This window comes from Microbulbifer sp. THAF38, from assembly GCF_009363535.1.
GTDB lineage: Bacteria > Pseudomonadota > Gammaproteobacteria > Pseudomonadales > Cellvibrionaceae > Microbulbifer.
Genome location: NZ_CP045369.1, coordinates 1,919,404 through 1,934,958 on the forward strand (window position 1 = coordinate 1,919,404; position 15,555 = coordinate 1,934,958).

The 15,555-nt window shown below is 44.4% G+C and carries 10 protein-coding genes and 2 tRNA genes; 11 read left to right on the plus strand and 1 reads right to left on the minus strand.

Annotated features, from left to right (window positions below):
• Positions 1 to 691: 691 nt before the first annotated feature.
• The 3 genes from FIU95_RS08235 (at position 692) to FIU95_RS08245 (ending at position 3,615) form a co-directional block, all read left to right on the plus strand.
• The gene (locus FIU95_RS08235) at positions 692 to 1,126 is read left to right on the plus strand and encodes a hypothetical protein (protein ID WP_152453180.1); all 435 of its coding nucleotides are present in this window, start codon (positions 692 to 694) and stop codon (positions 1,124 to 1,126) included.
• A 995-nt stretch (positions 1,127 to 2,121) separates the two neighbouring features.
• Complete coding sequence (locus FIU95_RS08240) at positions 2,122 to 2,952, plus strand: glycerophosphodiester phosphodiesterase (RefSeq protein ID WP_152453182.1); 831 nt, start codon at positions 2,122 to 2,124, stop codon at positions 2,950 to 2,952.
• 267 nt (positions 2,953 to 3,219) lie between these two features.
• Positions 3,220 to 3,615 carry a universal stress protein gene (locus tag FIU95_RS08245; protein WP_152453184.1) on the plus strand — a complete coding sequence of 132 codons (396 nt, stop codon included), beginning with the start codon at positions 3,220 to 3,222 and terminating at the stop codon, positions 3,613 to 3,615.
• Between the two features lie 317 nt (positions 3,616 to 3,932).
• On the opposite strand, the gene nhaA is transcribed toward FIU95_RS08245, so the two are convergent.
• Entirely contained in the window at positions 3,933 to 5,384 is a 1,452-nt protein-coding gene (nhaA, locus tag FIU95_RS08250) for a Na+/H+ antiporter NhaA (protein WP_253868972.1), read from the minus strand.
• Between the two features lie 1,909 nt (positions 5,385 to 7,293).
• On the opposite strand from nhaA, the gene cysC reads away from it, so the two are divergent.
• The 8 genes from cysC to FIU95_RS08290 all read left to right on the plus strand — a co-directional run bounded on the left by cysC (position 7,294) and on the right by FIU95_RS08290 (position 15,490).
• Complete coding sequence (cysC, locus tag FIU95_RS08255) at positions 7,294 to 7,923, plus strand: adenylyl-sulfate kinase (protein WP_152453187.1); 630 nt, start codon at positions 7,294 to 7,296, stop codon at positions 7,921 to 7,923.
• Between the two features lie 203 nt (positions 7,924 to 8,126).
• On the plus strand, positions 8,127 to 10,493 hold the full coding sequence (locus tag FIU95_RS08260) for a DUF6351 family protein (protein WP_152453189.1): 2,367 nt from the start codon (positions 8,127 to 8,129) through the stop codon (positions 10,491 to 10,493).
• Positions 10,494 to 10,588: 95 nt separating this feature from the next.
• Positions 10,589 to 10,664 (plus strand) — tRNA-Val (locus FIU95_RS08265).
• A gap of 28 nt (positions 10,665 to 10,692) precedes the next feature.
• A tRNA-Asp gene (locus tag FIU95_RS08270) sits at positions 10,693 to 10,769 on the plus strand.
• Between the two features lie 500 nt (positions 10,770 to 11,269).
• Positions 11,270 to 12,244, plus strand: coding sequence for a 1-aminocyclopropane-1-carboxylate deaminase/D-cysteine desulfhydrase (locus FIU95_RS08275; RefSeq protein ID WP_152453191.1), 975 nt, complete (start codon positions 11,270 to 11,272; stop codon positions 12,242 to 12,244).
• Between the two features lie 194 nt (positions 12,245 to 12,438).
• Entirely contained in the window at positions 12,439 to 13,311 is an 873-nt protein-coding gene (locus FIU95_RS08280; RefSeq protein ID WP_152453193.1) for an NAD(+) kinase, read from the plus strand.
• On the plus strand, positions 13,296 to 14,384 hold the full coding sequence (locus FIU95_RS08285) for a glycosyltransferase (RefSeq protein ID WP_152453195.1): 1,089 nt from the start codon (positions 13,296 to 13,298) through the stop codon (positions 14,382 to 14,384). The genes FIU95_RS08280 and FIU95_RS08285 overlap by 16 nt, the downstream gene beginning before the upstream one ends.
• Positions 14,381 to 15,490, plus strand: a complete 1,110-nt coding sequence (locus FIU95_RS08290) for a hypothetical protein (protein ID WP_152453197.1) — start codon at positions 14,381 to 14,383, stop codon at positions 15,488 to 15,490. Before FIU95_RS08285 ends, FIU95_RS08290 begins: the two co-directional genes overlap by 4 nt.
• The last annotated feature ends 65 nt before the right edge of the window (positions 15,491 to 15,555 follow it).

The following is a 15,555-nucleotide window of genomic DNA, read 5'->3' on the forward strand; positions in this document are numbered from 1 at the left end:
TGTCGAGATCTCCATAGGAAAGATATAGATCAACATCAGTTTCCTCAAAGCTAAAAAATCTGGGGCTGGAGAGAGTGGTATAGAATTGGTAGTCGATATTTTTAATCCCTGGGGAGCGAGTAGTGGATGATATATAATCTGTAACTGCTCTTGGGCTTCATAAGTGACAGTTTGTTTTTGAGTAGGCTTTATTACATGCGTTATTCAGGATAGAAGTAGCTTATCAGTGTCTTTCTAATGGGTGGTAGAGGTGCAGACTCCATCCATTGGTCTATTCCTTACAGTTGCTTTTATCTTAAAAACCAAAATGTATTTTGGGGAATGGTACCAATAAACCTTGGAATCGCTTCTCTTTGCCGGGACGTAGTAGTGTTCAAAGGTAATGACAGGTGTATTTCTTGATGCTTAATATTGAAAATGTAATAGAAGGTGACAGTGCCAATTAACTCAGTGCGAAATAAAAATTTATGATGTTAAAATAGTGAGATAGTGAGATAGTGAGATAGTGAGATAGTGAGATAGTGAGATAGTGAGATAGTGAGATAGTGAGATAGTGAGATTCAACTCAACCTTTAGGTTTACGATGCTAGTTTGAAGATGGTTATTAGTGAGCCCTTTTGGAAGAGTTGAATGTCTCAAGTGGTTGTCAAGTAATCAAGTTGCCCTTTTCGAAATAAGTAAGGAAATAAAAGTGAAAAATTTTTTGGTTGCAATGGTTTTGATGGTTGGCTCTACCTGTGCCTTAGCTAGAGATGATATTAGTGATTACTCGGTAGAAGAAGCGATGTCGACCCCAAAAGTATCTTCAGCTGTTGGTGAGGGTGTAATTTTCTATTTTGGTCAGCAAAAACATCCTAAGATCCTACAGGATTTCGGAGAATTCCGTTCAAATAAGAAGACTAATGCTTTTGGAAAGTCTGACAAAGCTGCCTGTCAGTGGGCTTTTGCATCTGCTATTAAGTCGCTTAAGCAGCGTGCAGAAAAAGAAGGGGGAAATGCCGTAGTGAATATTAGATCGAATTACAAGGGTAATATGACTGCTAGTGATGCCACTTTTAAATGTGGAGCTGGCGCGATTATGGCTGGCGTTGCACTTGTTGGTGATGTGGTGAGAGTAGAAGAATAATTATAAGTGTAGTTTTATTGGATATTGCCCCGGCTCTAGAGCATGTACACATGTAGTGGTCCATGTTGGTATCCGATGGGAGATTAAGAGCTTTCACCCGAGCTTTGTTCTTTTCTACTTAAGTGGTATTTTTTTATTATTTCCACTGAAAAATTCTTCTTATGGCCTATCTTCTTGTTTAAGCTGCTTTCACCTAAAAGGCCCGCAGTGCGCGGGCATAGTTGGTTACACTGGAGGTTCTAGGGTTTTTCCTTTTTTTCTGAGTTTTCCGCCTGCTATGTTATAGATCGTTAATTGGTCTGTTTCTTTATCGAAGATTTGCATCCAATATTTAATGCGTCCCCTTTTTGGGAATCTTGGTTGCTTTCTACTTTGTTCCCTCAGTGGTCATTGCTGAGTGGATAAAGTCACTTGCTCTACCCATCATTAGGTTGAGAGTGCTACTAGCCACTAAATAGTGCATATCTATTCATTGTGTTCTTCTTAATTTAAAAAATGGGATTCACATAAGTATCCATTTGGAGAGGTAGGCGATAGGTTGCTTTGGAATACTTATTTCAGCTTTTTACAGGTACTTACAAGAATAGATTGATAATGTCGCGTTAACTCATTGATGCCTTTGGGTCTATTCTATGCTGGCATAGGATTTTCTATAAGAAAAATTGATTTTTCTATATTGTGCTCATCAGAAAGGCCGGGATGAATATGTAAGAGTGAGCAAATAGAAATATATATGCCGATACAGGTGGTTGGGTTGAATCTTGGTTGCCTTGGTTAAATGCGCAGGCTTAAGGTAGATTACTGCTTAGGTTTAATTGCTTTGGCTTGATTTGTTAGGGTGTGGATGTATGTCAGTTAAACAGGAAAATAAAATATATTTGAATATATGTGAGGGGTATTGATATGTGGTTAATTTATTTTTAACCTTTCAGTGAGTCTGTGTGGTAGTGGGTTGGGGGAAAATAAACATCTAAAAATTTAAGGGAATCACCTAAATGAATAAATTGATAAAGTTCATTATTTGTCTTGCTCTCGGTTTCGGTTTTTGCAGCCAGCCATTTGCTGTTGAGATTCTCGCGCACAGGGGGGCATCTGGTGAGTACCCTCAGAGTACAGCGCTGGCTTTCGATAAGGCTTTAGAGCAAGGGGGAGATATTCTGGAGCTGGATGTTCATTTTTCGAAAGACCATCACATCATCATAAATCATGATGCAGATCTCAAAGACAATGTTGGAGTACCCGATAAAATTAATGATTTGACTCTGGGTGAAATTAAGACCCTAGATGCTGGGCATGAGTTTACCCTGGATAAAGGCAATACCTACCCTTTCAGAAATCAGGGGCTTACTTTGTTGACGCTGAATGAACTGTTTGAGCGATACCCTGATGGGGTCTTTAATGTGGAAATCAAGCCTAACGACAAAAGGCTCTCAGAAGTGCTTTGGCAGGTTATTTTAGACTACAGGATGGAGCATAGAGTGACTGTTGCGAGCCAGCATAGCAAAGCAATGAGACACTTTCGAGAAATTAGCGGGGGTGAGGTCAGGACCAGTGCAACCATAGGTGAGCTTGTGGAGGCAAGCCTTGCCTGGAGTTCGGGTTTTGGCTGGGCTTTCAAACCTCAATTTGATGTCGCGCAACTGCCATATAGTATAACAACCAAACCTTACGTGCGTTTTTTTCAGAAAAAAGGTGTGGATGTAGACCTTTGGACTGTGAATGATGCGGACCATATTGAGCGCAGTATATCATTGGGGGTAGATGGAATAATTGGTGACTACCCTGATCGTATTTATCAGGCGCTTGTAGATGCCGGGGAGCGCTAGTATCAACTAACCACCCATAACATGTGGGGTAATTTAATACCTGTACCTAAGAAGGTAGGTACCTGTGGCGAGAGCTGTGAAATACTTCACTAGGGTGAGCATAAACTTAGAGTATGAGTGTTAGTAAAAATTGTCATTTATTTTAGCTATAGGTTGGGTGCAGGGTAGAGATTGTTTGCGTAGTAATCAATCTTGCGGATAAAGTTGTTGGTTCGTTTGTTGGTCAATTTTATTAAATATTAATTGTCATTATCATGGGGAGAGTAGATGTATAAAACAATTCTTTGCGCTATAGAGGCTTCCCAGGAGGGCCGCTTTGTGCTTTCAAAGGCAGTAGATCTCTCTAAGCAGCATGAAAGTAACTTAATAGTATTGAATGTGCTTCCTTATAGCTTTCTCCCTAAGGATTATCAACGGGAACTTAAAGAGGATGCTATTCCTAAGTTTGAGGAGATTACTTCATCCTTCGGTGTCGCTAAAAAGAATCGCGCCCTTAAGGTGGGTAAACCTTATGAAGTTATTTGTAAGGAAGCTGTAAAAAGAAATGTCGATTTAATTGTTCTGGGGACGCATTCTAAGAAAGGTCTAAGTTCTCTTATCGGCTCTACAGCGAACAGTATTGTAAATTACGCTCATTGCGATGTCACTCTGGTGAGAATTTGATTGGGATGGGCTTTACGTAGACAAATCATAGAAAACAGTCTTTGAGACTATGGTGTGATCTACTGCTAGACGGATAGCGTCTAGCTTAATTTGGGAGGAAAGATTGACTTCGTTGACTGCCTACTCATTGAGCATCTCTATCTTTGGTGACAGCTTTATTAACTTAATTGGTGTTAGGGTTTAGTAGACCACTACAAAGTGAGTCTACATAAGGAATTATTCAAGGGATTTAATAGCAGTCGATTAACTATAGAATGTAGCTGCTCGACTGCTATTGTGAAATTAAGAGCGGTAATAGTTAGTTACCCGCCAATCTACTAGGGAGCAGAGTGAGGAGGCAGAAAGTTATCTGAACTTTCCCTTCCCGCTACATCCTGGAGCTCATCTTCACTGTCAACCGATGCTGGGGCGCTGCGCAGAATCAAGAAACCCGCAACTCCAGAGATTACAGAGGCTAGCAAAATACCGGCTTTAGCCTGGATCAAAAGCTCGTATTGGCTGCTAAATGCCAGTTCAGCAATAAAAATCGACATTGTAAAACCGATGCCCGCGAGCAGTGCTACACCAATGATGTGCTGAAAGTTTGCGGCCTTTGGGAGTTTGCCCCAGCCAAGTTTCCAGCCAATCCAGGTGGCCCCGACAATGCCAATTAGCTTACCGACAACCAGGCCGCCAATAACTCCAAGGGTTACTGGGTTGAGCACAGCCGTTGAACTGCTAAAGCTATCAAAAGGGATGCCCGCATTTGCGAGTGCGAAGATAGGGATTACTATAAAGCCCACAGGGATATGTAATCGAGTTTCCATACGTTGCAGGGGGGACTGAGCCAGATTTACACCGTTACCCAGGGCCATTACTCTTGCATGGAGGGCATCGTTAGCAATGATTTTGTCCCCGGGGCGAAAATAGCGGTCGAAGCTGCGAATAATATCTTTTACAAAGGTGCTGAATGCTACTGGGTCATACTTTGGCTTAGCGGGCAATGCCATGGCGGTAATGACACCGGCTAGCGTTGCGTGGACGCCTGCCTTGTAAAGTCCATACCAGAGTAAAATGCCTATAAAAACATAGGCTGAAGAGCGACGAATTCCGGCAGCATTGAGTAAACCCATGGTTACAACTAGAAAGCCGGATGCGATCAGAGCAGTAGTGTTCACTTGCTCGGTATACCAGATTGCAATCACAAGGATTGCACCCAGGTCATCAACAATGGCCAGGGCTACCAGGAAGGTTACAACTGCTCTGGGTACCCGGTTTCCTAGAAGTGCTATACAGCCTACTGCGAAGGCGATATCGGTAGCCATGGGAATGCCCCACCCAGGTTCCGCTGCGCTGCCGCTATTGAGAGAATTGTAAATAAGGGCTGGAACCACCATGCCACCAATAGCTGCCATCACAGGTAAGACCGCTTGGCGTAGATCGGAGAGCTCTCCAACTAGAAATTCACGCTTGAGTTCCAGCCCTACTAAGAAAAAGAAAATGGCCATTAGGCCATCATTAATCCAGTGGTGTAATGAAAGAGAAAGCTCCCAGTCACCGGAGCCGATGCTAATTGGTACGTGCAGCAGGTGCTTGTAAGCATCCTGTAGGGGGGAGTTGGCAACAATCAGTGCTACCAATGCAGAGAGCATTAATAAGATACCACTGCTACTTTGGCGATGAATAAATTCTTCAAAAGGTGTAACCAAGCGACCAAAGGCCTCCTCTAGTGGCGCCTCAAAAACCTTCCCTTTGCGAATTTTGAACCTATCCAGAACACTTTTTGCCATCGGCTATCTGCCTCCTTCTTCTAGCTAAGCCTTACAAAAAGTAGGGCTACTATATGCCTTTTAGAGGTCAGAGGTTAGCATGGCGAATGTATCGTTATCTATATTGAAATGTATTTTAGCTAGAGTTTACTTTGCGAACTTTAAGTAGCTCAGAATAAGAACCCCTTTCCTGATGTGAAGTTGTAGTAAGGCTGCAGTAAATTAGTTATGAGTAAAGTTGGTACCCTGGGGGCTTTAGAAGACTACTTTATAACCTTAAGCTAGGGAGGTTTTAAGGGGCTGACCTGTTCATTTTGTAGTCATTCGTATAGCTTCGCTCTTGGATTTCGGTCAATAAATAGTGAGCCTTCTTTTGAGTAGTCAAGATCCGAGGTAATTAGAGTTGCTGTAGAAAATGACTATGCTAAAGAGGTGGCCATTTGCCAAGAAGCTTTGCGCCTAATGCCTATCTGGAAGCGGATGCTAACCACGGTAAATATCGCAATTAGGCGAGACGTGCATAGATAGAAAATTAGGTGTAGGGTATTCTAGCGCGGCGACTCCTTCCCTGTGAAAAAATTATGCAGTTTGTAAAGCTGTGATATCAATAGATATATCCTCAGCAGGTTTGCCTCTTGGCTTGCTTGCGCGACAATCCCTCATATTTCTTTTAGTGCACCCCACGAGAGTGCTTCAGATACTCGATCATTGGGTGGGTTGATCTCTTTTTGCTGTGGAGATGAGTATTCTATTAATGGACAGGATCAACTTATGGCTACCCTGGTTCGTAGAATATTTGCTTGCAAGTATGCAATGCAGATCTCACCAGCTTCATCAAGAAGAAGTACACTTCGCCCGCTGAAGCGCTATAATTCATACTGAATATTAATACTAATAAAAGCTCTAGTGCTCCAGGTGTGGATCCCATTGTTTAAGCCATAACTGAGCTACTCATTTGATTGAGGGTGCTGCTTTTAATACCTAGCTGAAAGTGACTAACTAATGCGGTAATTGCTACATTAAAGTAAAAAGAGACCAGTAAAAGTGAAAGTTCATAGAACAATTTTCTCGATGTTGTGAGATTTTGTTTTTAGTTGGCTAGTTGCTTAAAAACCAGAAAGAGATTGAAGGTCTGCGTATTTCTTTGTTTTGCAACTTGCGAGATATTACTTAAAAGCTCTACTAATTTGATATATCTGAGGGAATTAAGGTGAATTCTAATAAGAGCTAAGGTTTTACGTAATGTTGTACTCATCCTATAGGGATTTTTATGGGATTATGTTGCCTGGAGATGAAAAGTATTCAGGAAGCATGTTTGTATATCGATTTATTTAGCGTGTTATTTTCTATGGAAAAGTTTCACTGATATCTGCTTCAGCTCATTCCTTGAAATATATTTTATTGTACGGTGGGTGAAACTGTGGAAATAATGACACGTCCCAGTATTCTTTTTTCTTAAAGATTGATGCTATAACAAAGCTTTGCGTATCTGGTGAGCGCTTGTGGAATCTTAGGTGAGTAACTTTGGTAAAGGTATGTTGGTCAATGCTCAAACTGTAGTAATGCCGACTTTAAAGCTAGCAATACCATATACCGGCTACCTCCTCCTTGAGTGACTGTGGAAATACTCGTTGACACAATTTGTAAAGGGCGACGGCGGGCTCGCCGTATCTAGTGGGAGAAAAGTTTTACCTTTTGATTGGGTTTTGTGATTTTTACCCCCTATGCATTTAATGGGGCGGAGGTTTTTCTAATCTTTCTTATGTTTCTTTATGGCCATGTCTGCTAAATATGCTATAAGCAGGACCTTTACGCATACGGCTCAAATGCTTGATAATTGGCGCCCAGGCTTCCAGGGGTGGGTGGTGCTCATGTGCTTCTTCCCAAGCGGGGGTGTATAGGAATTGAATCTGAAATCTTGGAGTGATCGGTGACGACAACAGTTGAACGCAAGGCAACCAATGTACATTGGCATGATGGCGATGTAACTCGTGACAACAGGGCTAGCATTCTTGGCCATAAAGGGGTGACTCTCTGGTTCACTGGTTTGTCTGGTTCCGGCAAGAGCACTGTGGCGGTAGCTGTTGAGAAAGCCCTGGCTGCACGTGGAGTTCTGAGCTACCGCTTGGATGGCGATAATATACGCTTAGGGATCAACTCCAATCTGGGCTTCTCCGCTGAAGATCGCCAAGAAAATATCCGTCGTGTCGGCGAGATCTCCAAGCTGTTTGCGGATACCGGGGTTGTGGTGCTGAGTAGCTTTATCAGTCCATATCGCGAGGATCGCGATTTGGTCAGAAAGATGCACGAGGATGGAAGCCTGCCCTATTTGGAGGTGTTTGTAGACTGCCCCTTAGAAGAGGCGGAATCCCGCGACCCCAAAGGCCTCTATAAAAAGGCCCGAGCTGGTGAGATTAAAGGCTTTACCGGTATTGATGACCCCTATGAAGCGCCAGTTTCCCCAGAGTTGCGCCTGAATACGGCAGAAATGACCCTGGAGCAGGAGGTGGCGGTGATTATTTCCACTCTGCAGGAAAAGGGTATTATTGCCAAAGACTAAGGTTCTTCTCAGCTGCCCATACCAAAAAGGGAGGCTTAAAAGGCCTCCCTTTTTTCTATCGGATTTATCAGACCATTCGATTCATCACTTCTGATACTTACTTCTTATAAGTCCTTCCCTGCGCCAAGAATCGGTTGATCTCCTTATCCCTTCATATACTCATCCTGTACCAGTTTTAGAAGTTGGCAGCTGCGGAGGCGTTTATGTCGACAAGGGGAGCTTGGTTTCTCTCTGTATTTTTCTTGGTGTTGGTCGGAGTGCTAGGAGTAGCCGCTTGGATCGCATATGCAAAACTACCAAAGGTGCATGGCAAGGTGGATGCTCCGGTGCTGGGAGTGCCAGCTGGAGCCCTCGAATATTCTCCCTCGCCTGCCTATGCAGGTCCTCATCCAAGAATGATGTCGCGCCCACCAGAGTATTTCCCTTTCCCTATCTCAATCGGTGAGGTCGGACCTGTGGAAACTCTATTTACGGGCCCTTCAAAATACCCGTTCTTCTGTGGTCGCAACGCCATTACGGATAGGCAGCCATTAGTGGATAACCAAGTTAAGGAAGGAGTGGCGGTTTTTGCTTTAGATGCTGATGGGAAGAAAACCAAAGAGGTGATTGGTTATAGTCGGGACTGTAGTCATGCCACGGAGGTCACTTACTTCTATCGCAGTACAACCGATGGAAGTTTTTACTATCTACATGAGGCGCGCAACGATATTGACAAGGTGACAGTGAATGGTCGCCAGGTAGATTTTATCGTTCGAGTGGAAACGGGCACGATCAACCGGCACTTTTACGCCATTGCTGCTTTGCGTGGAGAGGGAGAAACAGCAGAAAAACCGAATGCCAGTAACTGGAACCGCCGCCTGATCTATCAATTTCGCGGTGGAGTTGGTATTGGCTGGCGCCAAGGCAATCTGAGCAAAGGGGACGTGACTACACGGCGCATGGATCAATTGGCCCGCGGCTATGCCATCGTGTACTCGACAGCGAATCAAACTAGAAATCACTACAATTTATGGTTGGCTGAAGATACGGCACGACGCCTCAAGAAACAGTTCCAGGCACTTTATGGCGAGCCAATGTATACGGTGGGCATCGGTGGTTCTGGAGGGGCCATACAGCAATATCTATTCGCGCAAAATGCACCAGGGTTACTGGATGCGGCAATTCCACTCTATTCCTATCCAGATATGGTGACCCAGACAATTTATGCCTTTGACTGCGAGCCCCTTGAGTATTTCTTTGATGTTCTGGATGCCGACAATCCCCGCTGGAAGGATGTTGAGGAACGCCAGCGTATTCAGGGGCTAGCAGCGAACCCTGAGGCAGATAGTCGCTTCAAGCTGATAACTATGGCGGCAGGTTTGTTTGATAGTCGCTATAGGGGGCGGCCAAGTGGCGCCACTGAGTGTGTTGATGGTTGGCGTGGTTTGGTGCCATTAGTAAACAATCCAAATTTTGTGCATTTCTTCAAAAGCTTTGCTGGGGATTTACCGGAGAGGGTGCATTGGACTCATTGGGAAAACCTCCGCCAGTTTTACGGAGCTGGTGAAAATGGCTATGCAAATACTACCTGGGATAATGAGGGGGTTCAGTATGGGTTGAAAGCGTTAGTTGGTAGTGAAATCAGCATCGACACTTTCTTGAAAATCAATGCCGCCATAGGTGGCTGGAAGGCCCAGCAGAATCAGTCACAAGAAAAGCTATGGTTTTTAAATGGTGGGTTGTTCCCTGTGAAGCTTTCCGTTTGGAGTGAGCAAAACCTCAATATGGGAACTTTGGAGAAACCTGCCAAGCGTAGCCGAGCAAGTATGGAGGCGATCAATGGTATCTATAGGTCGGGTCACGTTTTCCTTGGGGATGTGGAAATCCCAATTGTAGATATGCGCCACTATCTGGATGAAGAGCCGGATATGCATCATAGCTCCGCTTCTTTCACTGCTCGTGAGCGTATTCGAAGAGCTCGGGGCCATGCGGATAATCAGTTGATCTGGATGAGCCACAAAGACTACAACCCACTGGATGATGCTTTAGATCTTGTTGACCGCTGGATGCAAAACATCATCAATGATCCTGCCAGCGGTGTTGTAGATAATCGACCAGAGGATGCTATCGACCGCTGCTTTGACAGCGAAGGTAATGTACTGGCATCGGGGTCGGATGTTTGGAATGGCGACTGGAATGGCCAACCAAAGGGTAAATGTATGAGGGAGTACCCGGCACACAGAACTTCAAGGCAAGTGGCTGGGGCACCTGTGACGGATGACATTTTTAAGTGCGCGCTTCAGCCAGTTGAGCGGGCCTTGGCAAAGGGCGTATACGGCTCCCATACGGAAGAGATTTCGGGTCGCCTCGATGATTTACGTCGCATCTTCCCAACCGGGGTATGTAATTACAACGAGCAGGACTTGGCGCGCCCGAAAGAGCAGTTGATTCCTAAAGAGGTTCCTGTACGGATAGCAGGTCATTTAATAGATCCAGACTATCGACAGGGCAAGCTGTTGCAGGAGGCAAGTGTCGGGGAGGGGGAGATGCAGCCGGTGTCTGTACCTTCGGAAAGCATGCCCGATGAATAATAGTGGGTCTTGGCGCGAAAATTGTTGACAGGAAATTTTATTCCAGTAATATGCGCCTCGCTCAAGGGGCAAGGCCCTTAAAGAAGATGAGCAGCGGGTGGTTAGCTCAGTTGGGAGAGCGACGGCCTTACAAGCCGTAGGTCACAGGTTCGACCCCTGTACCACCCACCAACTTCCTTAAGTGGAAGTTGACTACCGAGGACCGGTAGTTCAGTTGGTTAGAATGCCGGCCTGTCACGCCGGAGGTCGCGGGTTCGAGTCCCGTCCGGTCCGCCAGATACGAAAAAGGCCCCCTCGAAAGATGGGGCCTTTTTCGTATCTGTAAGATCGGTATGCGAGAGTCAAGTTGGTCTTGTATGGACGCATGCGGGGGGGGGCGATCGTGGTCTGATCGGCAGGCTGAGAAAATAGCAGATGGCGGTGGGAGGCTTGCTGGATCTGAGTATTTCCTGGTGCCCCCAGAAATAAACAAGCTTATTATTTTGGCTCTTAATAAAGGTTGCAGATCATCACTGGGATAGAGGCTAGCTAGAGCTGACTCAACTTGTGAATTATCACTTGTAACAAAATTTGGATCGCCGGCTTGGTGAAGCTTTTGTCTTCAGCGTAAAGACTCCCTCAGTCTAGGCAATGCAGGTTGGCAGGGTGCAAGTTTCAGTTGGGTAGCCTCGAAGTGATTGATGTACCTCTCGATCAATGTAGCCCTCTTTGGACCCTTGGCTTCACCCAAGTGACGATCAGTTCTGGGGGCTATTGTTACGGCAAAAACCAGAAAGATGAGCTCTATTCCTCACTATTTAACTAATCTCGATCTGAATTACTTCACCGAAGCCGCTCGCGATATTCCCTACCAGAAAGTCCACAGTGATCTATTCCCTGGAGTTGAGGTTTGGATCCGTCGCGATGACCTGCTAGACCCGCTTATTTCAGGTAATAAAGCCTACAAACTTCTTTACAACCTAATCGACGCGGGAGAGCAGGGGGTTGAAACCCTAATTACCTGTGGCGGAGCCTGGTCAAATCACTTACATGCCTCTGCTGCTGCAGGGGCCCGCTTTGGCTACCGTACCATTGGCATTATCCGCGGTGAGCGCCCGCCAGAGCTGAGTGCCATGCTGCAAGATGCAGAGCGCTTGGGCATGGGATTCAAGTTTGTGACCCGAGAACTATATAGGCAGCGTAATCAGCAGGAATTTCCCGGTCATTTAGGGGGTGAGCTACAAAATTACCTCTATTTGCCAGAAGGTGGGGCAAACTTTGCTGGGGCGAGAGGGGTTTTCTTATTGGGGAAGATTATCGAAGCTACTAAGCCAATTAGGTTTGATCAACTTTGGGTGGCTTGCGGTACAGGCCTAACTCTTGGGGGGCTGAGAGCAGCTGTAAATAGCTTTCCTGTGTGCGGCGTTGAGGTTTTGAAGGCGGGCGGGTCTATCCGCCGTGACGCACAGCGCTGGCTCGCGGCACTATCAACAAGCGAAGCTTGCAGGCGTGACCAAGTCGTCGCGAAGAGTGTCGATTTAATGAGCGAGTATCATTGTGACGGCTATGGTAAATACCCCAGCCAATTGCAGGCATTTCAGCAGGCTTTCGAGCGTCAATCCAGCATTCCTCTAGATCCTATTTATACCGCCAAACTTTTGTATGCGATTCACCTAAGGGCTAATGCTGGCCATTTCGAGTGCGGTACTAAGATTCTGGCGCTCCATTCTGGCGGACTGCAGGGGCGACGTGGATTACAGCTTGGCAGTTAGGTTAAAAAACAACCTTTTTGGGTCGATAGCTTCCCTTGACCGGGCGTCCTTGTTCGACTCTAACTCCAAGCTAAGGCATAATATTCTGTCACATTTTTGGGAACCTTTTTCTGTCGACGTGTAAAGTAAGATTATGCGATTGACAGGCAAAGCAACAATCGCAAGGCCCAGGTTCGGGCACCTGAGAGGGAGCGGTGTCGGAATTTCAAAATATCGGCCTGATCGGTCGCACTGAAAGTGATAGTGCTGTGGTCTCGCTCAAGCGCCTTATGGTATTTCTCGAGCGGGAAGGTTACACAGTTGTATTGGAGAAAGAGACTGCTGCGGCAGTGTCCGCCCTCAACGCGCAAATCTCTTCAAAAGAAAAGCTAGGTGAACTCTGTGATTTAGTCATTGTCGTCGGTGGTGATGGTAGCCTACTCGCTGCCGCCCGTGCCTTGGCAAAATTCAGTGTGCCCCTGCTCGGTATTAATCGTGGGCGCCTAGGTTTCCTCACTGATATCAGCCCAGATGAGGTAGAGCGAAAAGTGGGTGAGGTGTTGGTCGGCAAATATATGGCCGAGAGTCGCTTTCTGCTGGATATGTCCGTAACTAGGGCCGGTAAGCCCTTAGGCAAGGGGTCAGCGTTGAATGATGTTGTTATTCATCCTGGTGAATTTATTCGAATGATTGAATTCGATCTTTTTATTGATGGACAGTTTGTTTATGCCCAGCGCTCTGATGGGCTTATTATTTCCACCCCCACAGGTTCTACTGCATATGCTTTGTCTGGAGGTGGACCGATTATGCACCCAAAACTTGATGCGATTGTTCTGGTCCCATTAAATCCTCACACATTAAGCAGCCGCCCAATTGTAGTGGAGGGAAGTAGTGAATTTAAGATAGTTGTAGGGGAGTATAATACAACAAATCCGTATGTAACTTGTGATGGACACGAGCAGGTTGTTACTAATCCTGGAGATATCATTCGTATTCACAAAAAACCTCATCGGTTAACTCTGGTCCACCCTCTCGAGCATAATTTTTATGAAATTTGTCGAAAAAAACTTAATTGGCAGTTGTCGTAACTGAGCTGGTGTGGGTGCAACTATTTGCATTGATTGTTTTACTTGATTTTAGTTTTTTCGATATTGCAGATATGATTAATTACGTAATATTAAACCCCTTTTATAGTGGTGAAGAGGGGTCTAGTTCTGGAATAGATATATATTCTAGAGAGTTAAGGCAAACAATCTTGTCAAAAAGTGGTATAAATGTAGCCTCTTTAAATTTTAACTTCACTGAAAAGAGGAGAGATTTGAGGGGGTATGTGAGCCGCAGTTTAGCTGAATTTAGCAAAAAAAATACAATTGTCGAAGCTCCCGACGCAAGAGCTTTTGGAGGGTTGATCCCTGCTGGGTACTTTACTCACATTAGATTGCATTGTCCTCTGTTTCTCGCTCAAAAATATGATCGAGCGAACCCTAGTAAGCTATTGAAGTTTCGTGAGGTCCGACAAATACGGAAGGCAGACCTTCTTTCATCCCCTTCTGGATTAATGTGTAGTGAATTGTCGCGTGAGTTAAGGGGCAAGGAAGTATCTATTTACCCTAATCCAATCTTCAATTATATCGAGCAACCTCCTGTCGTTGAAATTGAAAGAGATATAGATATTCTTTTCTTAGGTAGGTATCAGTACTTGAAGGGAATAGATGTTTTTTTGAAGGTTGTTGGTCAATTTGGTGGGGAGTTGAAGGTTGCAGTGGCTGGAGATGATAGGCCAGTAAGTTCATATGCACTTAATAGTGTAGATAATCACGGCTTTGTAGGCCCGTCAGAGAAGATGGCTCTTCTTCATAGAACTAAGTGTGTTCTGATTCCTAGTAGATTTGAGTCTTTTTCCATGGTTGCTTATGAGGCTATTTCCTGTGGTGCGAAAGTGATTACTTGGCCTAATACTGGATTTAGTGAGTGGGCGGATAATGAAATCGTTTATAGGGGTTTGGATGATGAAAAAAAAACGAAAGAGATAATTTTAAATGCACTGCAGTCGTCTCCGGACTCTGCAAAATTTCATGAAAAAGTTGATAGTGTTAATGGAGCGTTTTGGCTTGGGATCGAATATGTTCAAAAAAAATTCAATGAGTGGTTGAGTGTATGATTGGAATTTTAAAATTAGTATGGTTTAGATTAAGGAGCGAACCATTACAGTTTTTTTTGCGCTCATCCAAAAAAGTGTTTTTTTCACCTGGTGTTTTGCTGCATGATATTGGAAATGCGATATCTGCGCCATTGAAATTTATGGGGACAACTGGGGTTTCCGGTGCGATTCAAGCTGGCGATCGCGTTGTTCTAGATGGTGCGGATTTTATTAGAGCGCGGAAAAGTCAGGAGGAGCTTGTCAGTGGTTATCCGTGCTATAGTTTGATATATAAGAGTGAGAAAAAATTTGGTATTTACCGAAAGAAATTTTCACCTACAAACGGACGATTTTCCTCGCTATTTTTTATGCCTGCAGCAGGAAATGATATTGCTGGTGACTTTTTAAAGGATGCCTCTGAAAACGCTTCTAACTTCATTGGTTTTAGAAAGGAAAATCTCGGTGTGTGTCTCTTAAACGAGGAGGCGATTATTAGTGAAAAGCTAGTATTAATGACGAGATTGAAACCTTTAAAGCTGCAAGAAAGTTTCTATTGTTCTTATCAAAATTTAGTGGTTGTGAATCCTAAAGGATATATACCGTGGATGTACTGGCAAGTTAACCAGGATTCCAATATTGTTTTGGTTCTGACAGAGAAGCAGGATGAAGAGGTTTTTCGAGATTATCTTGATATAGCATCTGTCGTGATTGATTGTAACAGTGTAATTAACTCTGTTGATCGGAAGAATTCTTATACATATGTTCAGGGTTCTCTTGAATCTTTGAGGCACTTGCTAGTAAATGTTATCCTTGACCTCAGCGAAAAACAGAAGAATATTCTTATGCCCGCCTATCGGGGTCTTGAGTATATCCCTAATATTGAGCTTCTAAATAGCAAAGGAATAGGCGGTGTCCTCTGTTTGACAGAGTCATTCAGTCCTATTAAAGGAGCAACATTTGTTGAAATGCTTGAATGTAATAAGGAAAAGATAAAATATATTCTTCTTAGGGAGGAGCTTCATTTGAGATATAAAGATTTAATCTGGAGGTCCGAAGAAGAAGGTGAACCTTTAGAGCTGTTATTGAAATCATTGAAGGATGGTGTGAAGTATGAAGTCATCTATTAATATAGTTCATATTTCTTTAACCCCGTTAGTAGGTTCCCCAGGCAAGATTGCTGATTGTCTAAACC